The sequence below is a fragment of the Endozoicomonas sp. ALD040 genome, from assembly GCF_049275945.1.
Taxonomy (GTDB): domain Bacteria; phylum Pseudomonadota; class Gammaproteobacteria; order Pseudomonadales; family Endozoicomonadaceae; genus Endozoicomonas_A.
The window spans coordinates 767,822-785,694 of the sequence record NZ_CP184829.1 but is presented as its reverse complement, the minus strand read 5'-3'; the positions used below and the strand labels follow the sequence as shown (position 1 = coordinate 785,694).

The window sequence follows — 17,873 nt, the reverse complement described above, 5'->3', positions numbered from 1 at the left end:
TTCTTAAGTTTTCTTATCGATGATTTTTTTAATGATTCGAGACACAGCCACAAAGCCAAACGTAGCCGTCACAACAGTGGTGGCGCCAAAACCACTGGCACAATCCATTTTTGTAGAACCCATATCAGCAGGCTTCTGCTGGCACACTGTGCCATCGGGCTGAGGATAAACGGCCTGTTCTGAAGAGAAGACACAATCGACACCAAACTTCCGCTTGCTGTTTTTAGTAAAGCCGTGGAAATCTCTCAGATGGTTTCTGACTTTTTTTGCCAGAGGGTCGTGCCAGGTTTTGGTAAGATCGGCAATCTGAATCTGGGTAGGATCGACCTGACCGCCCGCGCCACCGGTTGTGATGACAGGAATCTTGTTTCTTTTGCAGTGATGAATCAGGGCGGCCTTGATTCTGAAACTGTCTATGGCATCCAATACATAATCAAAGTCCGGACTGATCAGTTCAGACACATTTTCGGTCGTTACAAAGTTTTCAATAACATGGCACTGGCAGTCCGGATTAATGGACTGAATGCGGCTGGCCATCACTTCACATTTGGACTGGCCAATGGTTTCAGTGGTGGCATGAAGCTGACGATTGATGTTAGTGACACAGACATCATCCAGATCGATCAGAGTAATAGTCCCTACCCCGGTTCTGGCCAGAGCCTCTGCTGCCCATGAGCCGACTCCGCCAATGCCTGTGACGCAGACATGAGATTGTCTCAGTCGGTCTACAGCATCGTTGCCATAGAGCCTGCGGCTTCCTCCAAAACGGGCGTCATAGCCATTGGTTGAGTTTTCTGAAGCAACTGTCATAGAGAGTCCGGGAGCTTTTCAGGCATTTTCAGGTCAGGAGTTCGGGCGCAGGATTATAATACTGACATCCTCACTTGTCATGAAGCCTGTTGGCCTGGATGTATCCGATGACTGAAGTATTGCAATCTCTGGTGGGGGATATTGGTGGTACCAATGCCCGCTTTGCCCTGGTGAAACCTGACAGTCTGGTGTTGGAAGGCATTCAGACGATGTCGAGTATTGATTATTCCGATCTGGAAGATGCCGTTCGGCTCTATCTGAAAAATCAGCGGGTTGAAACCATTGCCAGGGCCTGTCTTGCTGTTGCAGGCCCGGTCGTTGGTGGAAAGGTAAGTTTCACCAACAGCCACTGGAAAATTGATCAGCAACAGTTCAAACAAGACTTTGAATTGGAAGTGATGGCGCTGATCAATGATTTTGCCGCACAGGCTCTGGCGGTCCCTCACCTTCCTGTAAGCGAACTCATGCCTGTTGGGCCTGAGCTGGACTTTGATCCTGATGCCGTCAAGCTGGTCATTGGTCCCGGAACCGGTCTGGGGCTTTGTGGATTGATCGAAACGCCTGTGGGTTGGCAAGCTCTGCCCGGTGAAGGGGGCAATGCCGACTTTGCACCTTCTACTGAAAGAGATATCAGTGTCTGGAGATTTATCCGAAAAGAAGTTGGGGGGTTGCTGGGAGTTGAGAGAATACTTTCCGGCTCAGGTCTGGAATTACTTTATGAAGCGCACTCGAGCCTGGATGGTCGGATGGATAAACTGCAGGCGGCAGATATTACAGTTCAGGCTCTGGAAGAACAGGATTCTCTCGCTTACGAAGTGCTGGATCACTTTTTTGAGATTCTGGGTAATACCGCCGGGAATGCTGCACTGATTCTGGGAGCAAGGGGTGGTGTCTACATTGCGGGCGGCATTATCCCCAAAGTTAAAACGCTGTTTGCCAGAGGAACGTTCCGTAAGGCCTTTGAGAACAGAGACAAGATGAAAGACTACATGTCAGGCATACCAACATGGCTCATATTGTCTGAAAATCCCGGGTTAACCGGAGCGGCGGCCTATTTGAACCGTTCAGGTCATTATTAAAGTCAGCTGTCTTCTAAAAGTATCCCCAGAGGCTGTGGATAAGTCTGGGATTAACCTTTGGGTGGTTTCTCAAACTTCAGGGAAGTAACAAACTGCAAATAAGTGGTTAAAAAATGATCAGTGAACACGGCAGGATCATCGTCCAGATGGGCTTCGGCCAGGAATTCAGCAATTTCATTGTCCTGCAGCATTTCTAGAGGGTTTGTATTTGCCCCTGACGGGGCTACGGCTCATGAGTACTCAGCCATACGGAATCGAATATTTCTGGCTTATTGGGCAGGTGCTCTGCAAGGCGCAACGACGGGAACATAGCAAGCTATGTGACCAGAGTTGCAACGCATCACGACTGCATGGATGCAGGAGCTAGAGCAACGCAGGAGCAGTTGCCGCGAGTGCCTGAACAATGAGTCAGAAAATATGATTTCGTATGGTTGAGTAGTTATATGTCAGTTGATGTAACTATAGGGTTAGGCTATTCAGGAAACTAATAAGCATTCAAACAATCAAAAGTTATAACTTGAGAGTTTAAGAAGGAAGAATGCAGCATGTTTGGAACAATTGGTCAAAGTGTTGGGACGTATCAATATCCTGGTTGTGGGCTTGGAGGAGCAGACCTTATATCAATGAGTATAAAGCCTGATCGATACTCCTTAGAAGTATGGAAAGAAACTTTGAATAAAATAAATCCTAATATTTCTGATAATCTGGGAATCAGTCCACTGATGTATGTAATATGGGCGGCAGATGATGACTCTATGGATAAAGCTCGTTCTGAAAAGATAGCAACTATTATTGAACTTTTTATTAAGAACGGGGCTGATTGCAATCCACAAAATGGCGCTGGTGACACTCCGCTGCTACTACTTTGCAAAAAAAAATGGGGTGACTTTCCACAGCTCATAGAATTTGCCCTTGAACAAATAATAAATAATGGAACTGAACCTGACTCTATTATGGTTCGTGGCATACCTCTACTTTTGGATATGTCAACATTTCCAGGAAATTATTCAACAATGGCATGGAAAATTTTGTTGAAAAAGGGGCTAAACCCTAATGTTTCTGATGCTGGAGAAAGCCCATTGACCAATGTAATAAAAAGCAAGTCTATGGATGACGTTATTAATCAAAAGCTAGCAACTATTATTGAACTGTTGATTAATAATGGGGCAGATTGCTATCAAGAAATTGGCTCTGGTGAAACTCCGTTACAACTACTTTGTTCAAAAAAATGGGATGACTTTCCAAAGCTCAGAGAGCTTGCAATTGAACAAACAATAAATAAAGGAATTGATCCTGACTCTATTATGGCTGTTGGCAAACCTCTACTTTTAGCTATGTCAAACTATCCAGATTATTATTCTTCAATGGCATGGAAAACTTTGTTGCATAAAGGGCTAGACCCTAATGTTTCTGGCGATGCAGGAATGAGCCCATTGATTAATGTAATAAAAAGTAAATCTTTGGATAAGACTTCTTCTGAAAAGCTAGTAACTATTATTGAACTTTTGATTAATAATGGGGCAGATTGCAATCAAGAAAGTGGCTCTGGTGAAACTCCGCTACAGCTACTTTGCTCAAAAAAATGGGATGTTTTTCCAAAGCTAAGAGAATTTGCACTTGAACAAATGAGAAATAATGGAATTGAACTTGACTCTATTATGGTTGATGTCCAATCTCTACTTTTAGCCATGTCAAGATATCCAGAATTATATTCTTTAAAGGCATGGAAAACTTTGCTGCACAAAGGGCTGGACCCTAATGTTTCTGACGATGCAGGAATGAGCCCATTGATTAAAGTAATAAAAAGTAATTCTTCGGACAAAGTTATTTCTAAAAAGCTAGCAAATATTATTGAGCTTTTGATTAAGAATGGGGCAGATTGCTATCAAAAAGATAGGGTTCGTGACAATGCGCTAGAACTACTTTTTTTAAAAAAATGGGATAACTTTCCACAACTCAGAGAGCTTGCGTTAGAACAAATAAGAAATAATGGAATTGAACCAGAGTCTCTTAAGGTTAAAGGCAAACCTCTACTTTTAGCTATGTCAAAATCTCCAATAAAGTATTCTAAGTTAGCTCTTAGAAGCGTTTTCAGATATGGAGTTCTCCCTATTTTAGAAGAAAATGAATTAGAAGGGCCTACAGAAAAAAAACCAAAATTGAAGTGTTATTTTAACGATACGTTAGAAAAGCACAAAGCCCATTTTTGTTTTCGCCCTCTTGAGTATCGCTGCATTTGTGCTGTAGACAGACATTCAAGAGGACAGGAATTGACAATGCTTCCGAAAAGCATTCAGAAAGATATTAAACACTTGTTTTATTCATGAAAGAAAAAAGACACCCATAAATTAAAAGTGAAAGGAAAGAAAAAAGACACCCATAAATTTGCTTTACCATCCACTTGGTCTACTTTTTCATCCATCACTGATTTTTTACCCAGACAGGTGAGTCCATGGCTCAGGCCCGCAATACTCTGATTGACCCCAGCTCAACGCCTTATTATCACTGCACGGCAAGATGTGTTCGTCAGGCTTACCTCTGTGGAGAGAACCACCTGACTGGCAAGAACTACGAGCATCGCCGCCAATGGGTGGTGGATAAACTCCGGGAACTGGTTTCAGTCTTTGCTATCGAAGTCTGCGCCTACGCTGTCATGTCAAATCATTATCATGTGGTTTTGCACATCAATCAGTCATCTGCCAGAGGCTGGTCACGGAATGAAGTGCTTCATCGTTGGACGACCTTGTTCAGAGGTCCGCTCCTGGTGCAAAGGCATCTGGCCGCTGACAAACTGGGCAGCGCTGAGTTGGCCCGTATTGATGAATATGCTGAGCAATACCGGCGTCGTTTAACGGATATCAGCTGGTTTATGCGCTGCCTGAATGAACATCTTGCTCGTGAGGCCAATAAAGAAGACGAGTGTAAAGGACGCTTCTGGGAAGGTCGTTTTAAAAGCCAGGCACTGCTGGACGAAGCAGCGTTACTGACCTGCATGGCCTACGTTGACTTGAATCCGATTCGGGCTGGAAAGGTAGAAACACCCGAAGAGTCCGACTACACGTCGATTCAGGAACGAGTGGAGCAGATTGCACATTCTGAGACCAAAAGGCAGCCGCTGACCCTGAAGCCTATGTGTTTGCTGGGACAGAATACGGACATTGCCCTTCCCTACCTTCTTCACGACTATCTGGAACTGGTTGACTGGAGTGGCCGCGTTGTCAGAACAGATAAGAAAGGTTCCATCCCGTCGTATACCCCTCCTATTCTTCAAAGACTGGAAATTGATCCGGATGAGTGGTTGAAAACCATGCAATGGAATAATCGTTTTTATCGGGCAGTTGGTCGTCTGGAGGCAATGAAGACTTATGCACTTGAAGCCGGACAGAAGTGGCTTCGAGGTTTAAACGCCTGTAGTCGTTTGTACCTGACAGGTTAGCGTAGAAGTCTGTCAAGGCGTCAAAGACCCTCTCTTTATCTCTCTTCGACTTATCTCGGAATGAATTTGCATTGTCTGAATTATGGCTTGAACAGCTTCTGTTCGTTGGATGGCGCTGTGTGGCTCGTTGATACGCTGGTTGAAGATAGATTTTCTGATCCTTTTTGGGGATGCAGTTTTTGAATGTCTTATTTTTTATGGGTGTCTTATATTCTTGTTTTATGGGTGTCTTATATTCTTGTTGGGGATGCAGTTTTTGAATGTCTTATTTTTTATGGGTGTCTTATATTCTTGTTCCACAGATATCCCTGAAGAGCCATTTTTTATGGGTGTCTTATATTTTTTATATTATGGGTGTCTTATATTTTATATATTATGGGTGTCTTATATTTTATATTTTTGTTTCGAATACCCGAAAAAATAAGGCCACCTCACTGCAGCCTTATTTTGGTCATAAGAAACACATTATTATTTAGGTTTTTTTGCCACACTTTGCTTAACCGTTTGGCATAAAACCTGCGTCTTTGTTTATTTCAGGTTACGGATTAACCATTACCACCAAGCTTCAAAATGCACGCCGTATGTCCAGCCGTCGGTCTCAGCGCCAAAGGTTCTTATGATTTGAGTCGCAGAAGTGCCTGTATCGAAATATCCCAGACCAGCAGCGCTATAGCACTGATCTGCAGAGAAGCTAGCGGTGCACTTGGCGTTTGGATCAGCCTCTGTTGGAAGATCCAAGTCCTGTTCGATCCCATCCCATTTGGCATAGGTGGCAAACACTCTGATAACGGGTCTGACAAACGCTCCAAACTTTGGATGGAACTGCTGAGCTATAGTAAATTTGGTCACTTGACTATCAAAGCCCTGACCTTTACCACCGTTTAAAGAGCTATCATAAAAGGCATTTTCTACTTTGTCCCAACCCAGCTCAATTGCAGTACTGGTGATTTCAGTCCATTTCCAGATGGGTCTGATACCTGCGGTTATCCAAGTTCTTTTGTCAGGCAAGGAGAGGGGGTCATCAGGCAACCCACTCAGTCTTTGAGCTTCTTCGTCGTATTCGACCTGAGTCCATGCTGCAACGTACATGATGTCCATCTGGTCACTCAGAGAGAACGAGCCATGATCAAGTACCCTGAAGAGCTTGTTACCTTTGTACCATTCTGCTGAGACAATATCTCGTCCGGTTGAGCCAACACCTGGACCCGTCATGCCATCACTAGCGTATTGCACTGCAAACTTGTTAAAGCCATCCAGAACCTCCCAAGTCAACTCAGCTGTAAGCATCCATCCGTCCTTATCAAGGGCCTCCTTGCTTTCATACTTGTCAGGAGGATTTCCCTTCCCGTAGTCAATTCCCAGTTCAAGGCTGAGATTATCCATTAGTCTCAAATCCTTTAGTCTGAGATCTATGACATCGGTTTCAACAGCTTGCTTTTCGTAAGACCCACTGCTGTCAAAATATTCAACGATGGGTGTATGTCTTAGCCAAGCAATATCAAACTTGCCTATGCCAATATCGATATCCTGAATACCGGCTCCGGGGCCAGAAACATCCCAGTAGTACCAGTCATTCATATGAACATCATGTCTCTGGTAGAAGCGTTTGCCCGCCCAGAGCATAGCCTCCGGCATACCCTCAATGATATTAGTGGCCTGTAAGTTGACTTCCCTCAGGGCAAACTCATTGTTGCCATAATAATCGTCACCCATCCCGGGCATTTCCCAGTCATTGTTTTGGTAAACCTTGTAGGCGATATTGGTATCCAGCCTGAACGAGGTATTATTATCATTAGACAACTCAGCACCAAACTTCAGCTCGGTATAGGTCTCACACTCATTACCCAAGCGGTACTTGGCGGGTGCCCCAGCCGCTTTAAAGCAGGCCTGATCTCCTCCTTCTGCTGAACGACCTACGCCAGAGCGGGCATAGCCGTGAAAATCAACGTTAACTTCTTCAAAGGCCCAGGAAAGTGCAGGGAGGGAAGCGAGAGAAATAACCCCAATACTGCGACCCAGAGCAGACAGAGTACTCTGTATCTGAATCATTGCTATTTACCTTGTGTGTGTACGACAGTTGACCAGAGCTAACCGTTGGCTAAGTTGCTCTGGCCTGTTGCCATGAAGATGCGGTTTCCCAAGATCCTGAAGCCATCACATATTCATGGCGGCTTGAGTAAATAAACCGAATGACTTTGAGAATTATGTTTTCGGCATACCCGTAAAAAATCTAGACCAGAGATTCGCAATCAGCAAAGTAAACAGGAAAAAATAGCAGATAATAGAGTTTTTTATCCTGTCTGACACAAATACGACTATGTTTGCAGACAGGCTCCCAGAGCCTGTGCGGCAATACTGTTACTGATAGTGAAAAAATGCTGCAATTTTTTGTTGATCGTGAATTCAGGTATACAGTTTATGAGTTTGTTGAGAGGTATCAGAACAGTTGGCACTCCAGGCGGCCAAATTAACGCAGCATTAAGAAGATCTTATAAACGACGGGATGTGTTTGGAATGCGGAAAAAACAGATTCTTTCGCTGTGTATTATTGTCCCTGTGATAACCCTGACGGGCTGTACTTTTTTCAATAGCCGCGAAGAGATAGTCAGGCAGCCAGACTCAGAAGGCAAAGTGTACAACTCGGTTAAACATATTACCTGTCAGCCAATCAGTTATCCCGGCGATAAAAAAAAGACTAACGTTGTCGTTAATGACTTTACTTCAAGGTTAAAACAATCCACCGGAGAGACTCCGGTACTGGCTTTCAGTCTGCCGCCAACGGGTATTCATAAAGTGAATATTAACAGCTACGTGGTCAAGGATGGCGACAAAGAACAGCTGTTCTATCCGGCTGTTGCACTTCTGGATCAGTCGCACAATATCATAGCCCATATACCTGAAAGTCAGATCAAGTACAAAAAGCCCGGGTTTACCAGCCCTGAAAGTATTGAAGCCCAATTCGTCATCGATAATGACAAACGCTCCAATGAGGAAGCTGTTTGTATGCTTATCTACACCACCGATGAACTGAGGAAAGGAAGAACTACTTTGATGAATGAGGCCAGGGCATATGCCAGAGCTTACGGCGTTGTAGCTCCGCCAGTTTCAGATCCTGTAGCCATTCATGGAAACAAAGGGTATCTGGCCATCAGTATAAAAAGTTCAGAGGTGGCTCATGCTTCAACGACCATTGCTCCTGTAGCTGTCTCTGCTACAGCACTTCCAAAAGCGGTACAGGACCCTTTTACAAAAGAAGTTCTGCAGTATTATGTTGATGCTGTTAATAAAGGCCTTAAGTCATGCGATATTGGATGGGCTCTTGTCTCAAGGGCTGAATTGGGCAGTATTGTCAGGGATACAGAGGAGTACTTTGTTGAACAGTATGGTAAGCCCGTTGATAAACTGAATGCCCCTAAAACTGATGTTAGAGTTGGTTATGGCGGGAAAGTCCTGTATCACTATCAATTACAAATATACGAGCACCTGAAGGCCGGTCAGGGAGCTGCGGCATTGAAGGTCATTGATCAGATCAAGGCTGCCTTGGATGAAGTGGATAAGCTGTTTGATTATAGGCGACAGACGAACAGTTAACACTTGCAGCCTGTCGTTTCCTATTAAAGCGGCCGCATTCTGTTTTGCACTTTGATGGCGTTAAACTTAACCGCTCTTTCTAATCACCGTCATGTTGTTAAAAAACGACCGATTGGATTCATCAGCAAAAATATTTTCCAGAGTATCGGTCAACTTCCTGCGCCAGTTTAGATACTCTTCGCTGGTCCCGGGAATATTCACCGGGGAGTCAATTTGCAAAACCTCTTCCAGCTGAACCACGGTGATTTTTGAAGCTGTTTTAGTCAGGTAATAATGCACTTTTTCCATTAAGTCCCTTGAGTATCCCATGGTGGAAATATCGTGTGGGTTCATGCCTGCAGGAAACTCATGGATACTCGAAAGTGTTTTCAGTAAAGCCAGCTTTTCCCTGTGTCTTGCCTCTTTCTCTTGCAGTGTCCGGTTGTGATCATAAATACCCAATTGCAGACGCAAATCCAGATCCAGACAATTCCACCAGGCCTTCAGAGGAGGGATGTCATGGTTGCTGATACAGGTCAAAGCCATCGGTTTATAGTCCAGAGGTGGCGTAAAATGATCACCCAGGCATTCGAAAAGAACCACTTCATTGGAATAGAACAGGGCCGGTGGCAAAGTGGCCTGAATTTCAGGCGGAACTGTCCCGAGGTCTTCTCCGAATACCAGACACTGACGACGATGGCTCTCCAGTTTGATGATGCCGAGTAAGTCCTCAAGGGGATAATAGACATAGGCACCATAGTCAGCGGTTTTGCCCTTGGGGCACCACCAGAGTCTCAGTAGTCCCATGACGTGATCAATTCTCAAAGCCCCGCAATGGCTCATATTAGCCTGAACCATTTCAATAAAGGGCTGGTACTGCTGAGCCCTTAGCACCTGCGGATTAAAGGGAGGCAAACCCCAGTTCTGTCCCTGGGGAGCGACACCGTCCGGGGGCGCACCAACGCCTGCATCCAGACAATACAGGCTGCGATGACTCCAGACATCAGAGCCGCCACTGTCCACACCTACGGCCAAATCACGATAGATGCCCACCAGCATACCGGCTTCAATGGCCGCTTCCTGGGCTTTGGCCAGCTGATCTTCAGCCAGCCACTGTAAGTACATATAGTATTGAATGCGTTTTCGGTTATCGCTGGCAAACGCTTTAACGGCACTGGATTCCGGGTTTTGGAACAAAGGCTCCCAGCATGGCCATCCCCAGTTATTGATGTTCAGCTTTTTGTAATGCTCATAAATAGCTTCATAGAGGGCATGTTGCTCCAGAGCCGGGCCACGGTTTCTGCAAAAATCCAGAAAAGCTTTTCCCCTTGAGCTTTCGGGGTTAAGGTGCTGTTGATAGAAGTGTTCAAACAGTGTGTTCAGAAAACCAAACTTCAGCCACGCTACCAGGCTGTAGTCTACGTATTCCTGATCTCTTGCCCGTTGCAGTTGTTCTTTGAGCTCTGGCTCTTCAAATCGCGTCCGGGCTTCGTCACATTCCCTGAAGTCCGGCACAGCTGTGATATCGATATACAAGGGATTAATAAAGGTTCGACTTGATGGGCTGTAGGGGCTGGCATGAAGAGGGTTGGCAGGGTAAAGGGCATGAATAGGATTCAGACCAATAACATCTGCGCCCTGCTCTGCCAGTTGAGTCGCCAACTGACTCAGGCTTGAAAAGTCACCCATACCCCAATCATGACGAGTTCGGAGTGTGTAAAGTTGGATTGCACTGCCCCATATCTTATTGCCACTGCCCAGTCCTTCAGGTTCGTAACAGGTTTCAGGAGCAATAATTATCAGTGCACAGTCTTGCGTATTGTTACTTTGCAGCGAGAGCCGATGGTAACCAAGGGGCAAAGTATCCGGTAATTTGAACGTCAGGTGATGATAGATTTTACCCCCAAAATTGCAACTTTCCTCTATGGGCATATCGTCAGTATTCAGATTCAGTGAGTGGTGGCCAGCGGTTTCCAGTATTATTTCGCCTTTGAACAGCTGACCCAGCTGTTGATCTTCAAGGTGCAGACTGACCTGATAGGCTTGTCCCTGTGTGAAGACAGAAACGGGATGCAACAGTTGCTGCCACCTCTGTTGTTCAAAGTCTGTGATCGCCTGTTTTATCGCATCGTCAGATTCAACGTTCAATCCCATGGCGGCGAGAATTGGCAATTTGTATTCGATAGGGACGCTGACAGGCTCACCCGCCCAGTCACTGTATTCTCCAGAAACGCGATAGTACCCGGCCAGCTGTTCAATCAGATCAGGATCAGACATAACGCTCTCTCTTATCAGTCGTGGGCTGGCGCCTGGGTACGAGGAAAAGCCTTGCCCTCAGCGTTGAAGAGGTGACAAAACTGAACCGGAAGCTCAATTTTCATCTTGCTGCCTGCATCACGTTTTTTTGAGTCTTCTACCCGGACAATAAAGTTTTCACGAATGGTATCGTGGCTCATGTATATGTAAGATTCGGCGCCCAGACGCTCCAACGTCTCAACCTTGCCTTCGACAGCGTTGCCATTATCCGTTTCTGCCAGAGCATCTTCGGGTCGAATGCCCAGCACGACCCTGTCACCCTTTTTGGCATCCTGGCAGTCAACATTTGTCCGGAGTACTTCACCGGTGGTTAATTTGACTCGGGTTTCGCTGTTGCCGGTCTCTTCAATAAAACCGTCAAAGAAATTCATTTTGGGTGAACCGATAAATCCGGCAACGAACAGGTTGGCGGGTTGGTGATAAAGCTCCAATGGCTTGCCAACCTGCTCCAGGTTAGTTTTTGCCCCCTGAGCCAGAGGGCTCAGGACAACAATCTGGTCTGCCAGAGTCATGGCTTCAATCTGGTCATGGGTGACGTAGATAGACGTTGTTTGCAGACGGTTGTGGAGTCGGGCTATTTCCTGCCGCATCTGAACCCGGAGTGCGACATCGAGATTGGACAGCGGCTCATCAAACAAAAAGACCCTTGGTTGCTGCACGATGGAGCGGCCGATAGCCACCCTTTGTCGTTGACCTCCGGACATGGCTTTTGGCTTTCGATCCAGCAGGGCTTCCAGTTGGAGAATTCGGGCGGCTTCTTCAACCCGGCTTTTGATTAACGATTTATCGGCTCTTGCCAGCTTCAGACCAAAGGCCATATTTTCGGCCACCGACATGTGTGGATAAAGAGCGTATGACTGGAAGACCATGCCTACCCTGCGCTCGTTCGGTGGCCAGTCATTCACCTGCTCTCCGGCAATGTACATTTCTCCTTCAGTGATATCTTCAAGACCACAGACCATTCGAAGCAGAGTGGACTTACCGCAGCCAGAAGGCCCGATAAACGCAATGAATTCACCCTCTGCAATGTTCAGGTTGATATTCTTGAGAACCCAGGTCTTGCCCTGGTCATAGCTTTTGGAAATATTGACAAGCTTAACTTCAGCCATAAGGTTTTCCGTTTTTTATACGCTGAACCCGGCCCTAGCCTTTTACACCACCTGAAGTCAGACCACCGACAATCCAGCGCTGGCACAACAGGAAAATAATAGAGATGGGCAGACCTGACAGAACGGCTGCCGCAGCAAAGTCGCCCCAGAGATAATTCTGTGGATTCAGATATTGTCTCGAGCCAACCGCCAGCGTCAGATTATCCATGCTCTGCAAAAGCACTGAAGCAACGGGATATTCAGCAATATTGGTAATGAAAGCCAGAATAAAAACCACCGCCAGAATGGGTGTTGATAGCGGTAGCAACACAAAACGAAATGCCTGCCAGGGCGTTGCTCCGTCAATCGCTGCAGCTTCTTCGAGGGATGAATCAATGGTTTCGAAGTAGCCCTTGATTAACCAGATGTGCAGAGCCAGACCACCCAGGTAGGCGACAGTTACCGAACCCAGAGTGTCCAGACCTAACCAGGGAACATAGTTGCCGATCTGCTCAAACAGGGAGTATATGGCAACCAGTGCCAGTACAGCTGGAAACATTTGCAGAATCATCATGGCAGTAAGCATGGATTCCTTGAATCGGAATCTCAGTCTGGCGAATGCGTAGGCGCCCGTGGTTGATAGTAGCAGGATCAACAGCGTGGAAATAAACGCTACTTTGATAGAGTTCCATAACCAGAGGAGAACAGGGAAGGGAGACTGGGTGATGGAGCCGTCGGCATTTTCCCAGGGAATACCAAAAGCCAGATACCAGTGTTCCAGACTGGGATTACTGGGTATCAGGTCGCCGGTAGCAAAGTTACCGGAACGAAAAGACACCGAAATAATCATCAGGAAGGGAAACATGATCAGGCAGAGAAAGAGAATCATAAAGATTCTGGCAGACCACACCCGGCATTTAAGGTTTCTTGGCTGTACCATCATAGTCGTTCACTCCAGTACCTGTTTAGTCGCTTTCAGGTTCACCCAGGCTATGATACCCACCATGATGAAGATGAAGGTGGCTATGGCAGAAGCCAGGCCGTAATCCTGCCCGTACTGGCCAAATGCGATCCGGAAGGTATAGCTCACCAGAATGTCGGTGGCACCTGCCGGAGTGCTGGCACCAATGATATTGGGAGCACCGTCAGTCAGCAGTGCAATCAGAACCAGGTTGTTGAAGTTGAATGCAAAACTGGCAATCAACAGCGGTGTCAGAGGCTTTATGATCATGGGCAAAGTGATGTTAAAGAAGTTCTGGATGGGAGAGGCGCCGTCTATTGCTGAAGCTTCATAAAGAGTATCTGGAATAGACTTCAACAGGCCTATGGCGAGAATCATCATGTAAGGATAACCCAGCCAGGTATTAACGATCAGGACCATGGTTTTTGCCAGATACTCGTTGCTGAACCATTCGGGTTGAACCCCAAAGAGCAGGTTTAGCAGCATATTGATCTCACCAAAATTCTGATTAAACAGGCCCCTGAAGATCAAAATAGAAATGAAGGCTGGCACTGCATAAGGAAGAATTAACAGCAGCCGGTAAAAGTTATTACCTTTCAGGGGTTCCCACTGCACCAGACAGGCCATCAGCAACCCTACAGTCATGGTAAAGAGCACCGAGAGAGCTGCAAATACCAGGGTCCAGAGGAAAATTTTTAAGAAAGGACCCTGAATACCAGGATCTTTCAGCACCCGAACAAAATTATCCCAGCCGTTATAAACGACAAAGCCCGGTCTTACCTGCTTGCCCGCTGAATCAGGCTGCCCTTCAGGCACTTCGATATAATAGCCCGTTGTATGATCAGGCTTTAGCAGGTTGCCATTACGCGTGTCCTGCAGAGTGTCATTACCAATGTCACGGTAAATTTTTGACATGGGACCAAATTTTCTCAGGCTGGTCATTGTTAGCTCAGTCTTGTCAGGCAGTTCTACGTCCAGTTTTTTGAGGGTACTCCGTAGCTTTATGGTCTCCTTGAGGGGGAGCTCATTGCCTTCAGGAAGGTCCGGTGAAAAGTCAGCTTTCAATGGCACTGGAATGACGGTTTCGTTGAACGGCTGACTTATAAGGTACTTGTCTGTCTCCTTGTTACTGATAAACAGAACCCGGTAATCAGCCCCCTGCTGATAAACACTGAAATGATAGGACTCACCCTCTGTTTTATAGGTTTTGCCCAGATGCAGGATTTTTACGCGCTCCAAGGATAAAAGGTGACTGGAACTGTAATTTGTGAATGCGACATATACCGTATAGATCAGGGGGAAAACTATAAATATCGATACGCCCAGAATTGCAGGGAAAACATATCGGTAGTTGTAGCCATCAGCGCTTATGAACACCCAGGTGCCGACGCAGACAATCACCAGAATGATCAGGGCAAAAGCAAACTCTCCCTGAAAGTACATCAGGGCCACGCCATAGAGCAGCACAAGATCAATCATGCCAATTAATCCACATACCAACCAGGTCAATGGGCTCTTTGCTTTCTGATCAGCCTCCATAAAGTCGACTCCTGAAGCAGATTTAGCTCACATACTCTGATCCGGTGGGCTTGAAACTGCATAAATCGCTCTCGAAATCACTTGTCGTATTTCACTGCATTGAGATAAGTAGAAGGGGATCTAGACAGCCTAGTTGACAATTTGCCTGGCTGCTTCATTGAGCGCATTCTTGTAGTCCTGTCTTCCGGAGGTAATGTTCATCAGAGCAGACTCCATGGCTGACCAGAATTTGCCCATTTCCGGTACATTGGGCATGAGCAAACCGTTGACGGCATTTTCGTAGGTAACCTTGATGCGAGGGTCTTTTTCCAGTTCCTTCATGTAGCTTTTATTGACCACAGCACCCAGCGGAACATCGCTGTTCATAGTACGAAGACCGTCGTCTGTTAGCAGGTAGTTTTCAAGAAACTCTTTAGACAGGGCTTTATTGGGACTGGCACTGTTCAAAGTGGCTCCCCAGACGCCAACAAATGCCTTGGAACGCTGGCCATTGACGCTGGGCAAAGCGGCCACACCATAATTCAGATCTTTGCCGTCGATTTTGGTTTTGTCCAGGTTTGACCAGGCCCAGGGGCCGGTAATCATCATGGCTGTCTGGCCCTTGTTGAAGCTGGACTCCATAACACCATAATCAACGCCTCTGGGCATAACGCCTTTGTCAATCAGCTCGGTCAGCATTTTGGCACCGGCCATGGCTCCGGCGTTATTGACTCCGGTGTCTTTGATATCATAACCAGTCGGTGTTTTTTTGAAGACATAGCCGCCATCTGCAGCAAGCATCGGCATAGTGAAGTAAGGCTGGATCTGATCCCACATAATGGTAGTAACTTTGCGTTTGGCCAGTTTGTCTTTAAGAGGAAACATTTCCTCAAATGAGCCGGGAGGCTCTGGCAACAGATCCTTGTTGTAGATCAGGCTGATAGCCTCCATAGAGACAGGGTAACCATAGATCTTGCCGCTAACCGTCATCGCCTGCCAGCCCAGATCGTCAATCTTGCTTTTGAAATCCGCAGCTGGGTTTACAGGCGAAAGAAGGCCGCTCTGGGCCCATTCACCGTATCGGTCATGGGCCCAGAAGAGAATGTCTGGTCCACCACCGGACGCTGCCGACTGTTGAAAACGATCGGTAATATTTTCCGGAATCTCAACTTTAACCTTGATGCCGGTGTCTTCCTCAAACTCCTTGCCGATTTCCCGGATACCATTGTAGGCCTTGTCACCGCCTACCCAGATCACCAGTTCATCATCCTCAAAGGAGAAGGCCTGGAAAGGGCTGAGGGCAGTCCCGAGAGTGATTGCAGCTGCAGCTATGGTTTTGCCAAGTGGAGTACCCAGTAATCTGATCATCAGTCAACGGCTCCTGATCAATTTAGCTATTCAGTTAAAGCGCAGCGGCCACTCGCAGTGATAAACCGCAGGCGCGTTCTGTAGGACAAGCTTCATACGCACCCGGACGTGAACCTCTCCGGTCAGCCTAATGATGATTCCCCTACACGGCTTGAAAGTTCGCTCAAGAGTGAAGATTTGTTTTCACAGACAGACCCATTGGGTTGCTGTCTGAGATGAAAGAAAAACTTATTCAATAATAGCGGCAGAATCGGAAGGTAATGATGATGTGGAGAAGAATTTTTCATCAAGGCAAGGTTTTAAGTACCTAACCAGTTGGTTTCGCATATTCTGGCCGACGGCTTTTTCCATCCTTCTGCGTTCCAACTCTGGTTGCGTAGCTATGGCTACGCGCCCGTCGTTGCGCCTTAAAGGATGAAAAAATCCACTCGCCAGAATATGCGAAACCAACTGGCCAGGTACTTATTCATAATTTTCTAAAAAAGCAAGTTAATATTATTTTTGAGAATTAAATCAAAATATACGACGATAGCTAATTAATTGAGGCGAAAAAAGGAAGTCGTTTTCATCTCGTTCTGATTCTGGAGACAGGGAGCTGGGTTTAGTCCGGGTTCCCTCGCTGGGGCCCAAAGGGCACGACAGCTTGGGAACCTGAGTTTTGCGACAGCCGCTCCAGCATAGGAACCAGTTACATCATTGTCGACGGTTAAGGCGCTCTTTTACTCTGGCAACTAAGCTATCAAAATCCTCTGAAGGTTCTGGATCTTCTGAATCAACTTTTATTGTAATAATGCCTGTTGGAATTATGTCATCAGCCGTCTTGTTTTGTGCAAGAAATGCTTCTAATTCATTTTCTGAAATCAGTGACTGTAACCACTCTACAGTTTCTATTTGACTACCTCCGGACCAAGGATCATGAATGACTAATTTATCACCCATAATGCCTATTAACAGGGCATAATGACCATAGAAGCAATTTTCTTGATATCTAAGAAGAATAGGTGTCTCGGCAATGAGTTCAGTTAAAGACTCAACTAATGCTTCTCTAGTGTATGAAGAATCAGGAAATTGCAACTCAGATAATTTGAAATTTGAACGAATAGACTCTTCGTAAAATTCTTCTAAGGGGAATCCTTTAAATATTCTTCTCGGGTTAGTAGAAAGTGATTCAACTTTTTCTGGATTTATACTGGTAACAAATAATGGATCGTCACCATAAAACCTTCTGAGCATTTCTACACAGGCATCACCACAGAGATTAACATGCCCTTGATGAATGTACTTAACAGGGTGAATGTGACTTTTGAGCTCTACACTCCTTCCTTTGAACTTTTTCTGTTCAGCTTCTAAATTTGTTGTGTCATTAGTAGCATTAAAACCCCAAATTGCTCTGAGCGGTCCTCTTAGTTTCATATTTTATCCATTTTTTAGTTATCGAATTTTCAGGGGGTGTCGTAAAACTCTGGTTGCCACGCTTTCAGGCCCTGTAAGTCGAAGCGTGGGAACGGGTTGTTCTTTTTTTCGCTTCTTCTTGTCAGGTGTTTCATTCAGTGACTGAAGTGAGGGAGGTAAATCTCTTTTGTTTTCAATACCGGGCATCGCGAATTCCTTTTCATGGGTTTTTTCTATTACTAGTTGTATAGCAAAAACCTATGCACGGGACAAATTGCAGAATGGAATGGATCGGGAAGCGATTCCCGCCATAATACTTAAAATGACTGCGAGGG

Annotated in this window: 14 protein-coding genes; 4 read left to right on the top strand and 10 right to left on the bottom strand. The window is 45.9% G+C overall.

Translation table 11 applies throughout. The features are described 5' to 3' along the window. Positions 1 to 3: 3 nt before the first annotated feature. Complete coding sequence (gene tcdA, locus ACOJUN_RS02710) at positions 4 to 810, bottom strand: tRNA cyclic N6-threonylcarbamoyladenosine(37) synthase TcdA (RefSeq protein ID WP_422135136.1); 807 nt, start codon at positions 808 to 810, stop codon at positions 4 to 6. 107 nt (positions 811 to 917) lie between these two features. Here tcdA and glk point away from each other — a divergent pair, with 107 nt between their 5' ends. After that, positions 918 to 1,889 (top strand): glucokinase, encoded by a 972-nt coding sequence (gene glk, locus ACOJUN_RS02705; protein WP_422135135.1) that lies wholly within the window; start codon positions 918 to 920, stop codon positions 1,887 to 1,889. A 50-nt stretch (positions 1,890 to 1,939) separates the two neighbouring features. Here glk and ACOJUN_RS02700 read toward each other — a convergent pair whose 3' ends face one another. Next, the gene (locus ACOJUN_RS02700) at positions 1,940 to 2,080 is read right to left on the bottom strand and encodes a hypothetical protein (protein WP_422135134.1); all 141 of its coding nucleotides are present in this window, start codon (positions 2,078 to 2,080) and stop codon (positions 1,940 to 1,942) included. Between the two features lie 354 nt (positions 2,081 to 2,434). Between ACOJUN_RS02700 and ACOJUN_RS02695 the strand changes: the two genes are divergently transcribed. Then, a complete protein-coding gene (locus tag ACOJUN_RS02695) occupies positions 2,435 to 4,216 on the top strand; it encodes a hypothetical protein (RefSeq protein ID WP_422135133.1) in 1,782 nt (593 codons plus the stop codon). 125 nt (positions 4,217 to 4,341) lie between these two features. Continuing rightward, entirely contained in the window at positions 4,342 to 5,325 is a 984-nt protein-coding gene (locus ACOJUN_RS02690; protein ID WP_422135132.1) for a transposase, read from the top strand. Positions 5,326 to 5,877: 552 nt separating this feature from the next. Here ACOJUN_RS02690 and lamB read toward each other — a convergent pair. Beyond that, positions 5,878 to 7,374: a maltoporin LamB gene (gene lamB / locus ACOJUN_RS02685; RefSeq protein ID WP_422135131.1), complete on the bottom strand. Its 1,497-nt coding sequence runs from the start codon at positions 7,372 to 7,374 to the stop codon at positions 5,878 to 5,880. A gap of 465 nt (positions 7,375 to 7,839) precedes the next feature. On the opposite strand from lamB, the gene ACOJUN_RS02680 reads away from it, so the two are divergent. Further along, positions 7,840 to 8,916, top strand: a complete 1,077-nt coding sequence (locus ACOJUN_RS02680) for a MalM family protein (RefSeq protein ID WP_422135130.1) — start codon at positions 7,840 to 7,842, stop codon at positions 8,914 to 8,916. 66 nt (positions 8,917 to 8,982) lie between these two features. On the opposite strand, the gene malQ is transcribed toward ACOJUN_RS02680, so the two are convergent. From malQ to ACOJUN_RS02645, 7 genes are all read right to left on the bottom strand, one after another. Continuing rightward, positions 8,983 to 11,172, bottom strand: a complete 2,190-nt coding sequence (gene malQ, locus ACOJUN_RS02675; RefSeq protein ID WP_422135129.1) for a 4-alpha-glucanotransferase — start codon at positions 11,170 to 11,172, stop codon at positions 8,983 to 8,985. 14 nt (positions 11,173 to 11,186) lie between these two features. Next, positions 11,187 to 12,320: an ABC transporter ATP-binding protein gene (locus ACOJUN_RS02670; RefSeq protein WP_422135128.1), complete on the bottom strand. Its 1,134-nt coding sequence runs from the start codon at positions 12,318 to 12,320 to the stop codon at positions 11,187 to 11,189. A gap of 34 nt (positions 12,321 to 12,354) precedes the next feature. Further along, positions 12,355 to 13,242 (bottom strand): maltose ABC transporter permease MalG, encoded by an 888-nt coding sequence (malG, locus tag ACOJUN_RS02665; protein ID WP_422135127.1) that lies wholly within the window; start codon positions 13,240 to 13,242, stop codon positions 12,355 to 12,357. Positions 13,243 to 13,248: 6 nt separating this feature from the next. After that, positions 13,249 to 14,799, bottom strand: a complete 1,551-nt coding sequence (malF, locus tag ACOJUN_RS02660) for a maltose ABC transporter permease MalF (RefSeq protein WP_422135126.1) — start codon at positions 14,797 to 14,799, stop codon at positions 13,249 to 13,251. A 129-nt stretch (positions 14,800 to 14,928) separates the two neighbouring features. Next, positions 14,929 to 16,146, bottom strand: a complete 1,218-nt coding sequence (malE, locus tag ACOJUN_RS02655) for a maltose/maltodextrin ABC transporter substrate-binding protein MalE (RefSeq protein WP_422135125.1) — start codon at positions 16,144 to 16,146, stop codon at positions 14,929 to 14,931. Between the two features lie 693 nt (positions 16,147 to 16,839). Continuing rightward, positions 16,840 to 17,559 (bottom strand): papain-like cysteine protease family protein, encoded by a 720-nt coding sequence (locus ACOJUN_RS02650; protein WP_422135124.1) that lies wholly within the window; start codon positions 17,557 to 17,559, stop codon positions 16,840 to 16,842. Between the two features lie 18 nt (positions 17,560 to 17,577). Beyond that, the gene (locus ACOJUN_RS02645; RefSeq protein ID WP_422135123.1) at positions 17,578 to 17,745 is read right to left on the bottom strand and encodes a hypothetical protein; all 168 of its coding nucleotides are present in this window, start codon (positions 17,743 to 17,745) and stop codon (positions 17,578 to 17,580) included. Positions 17,746 to 17,873: the final 128 nt, after the last annotated feature.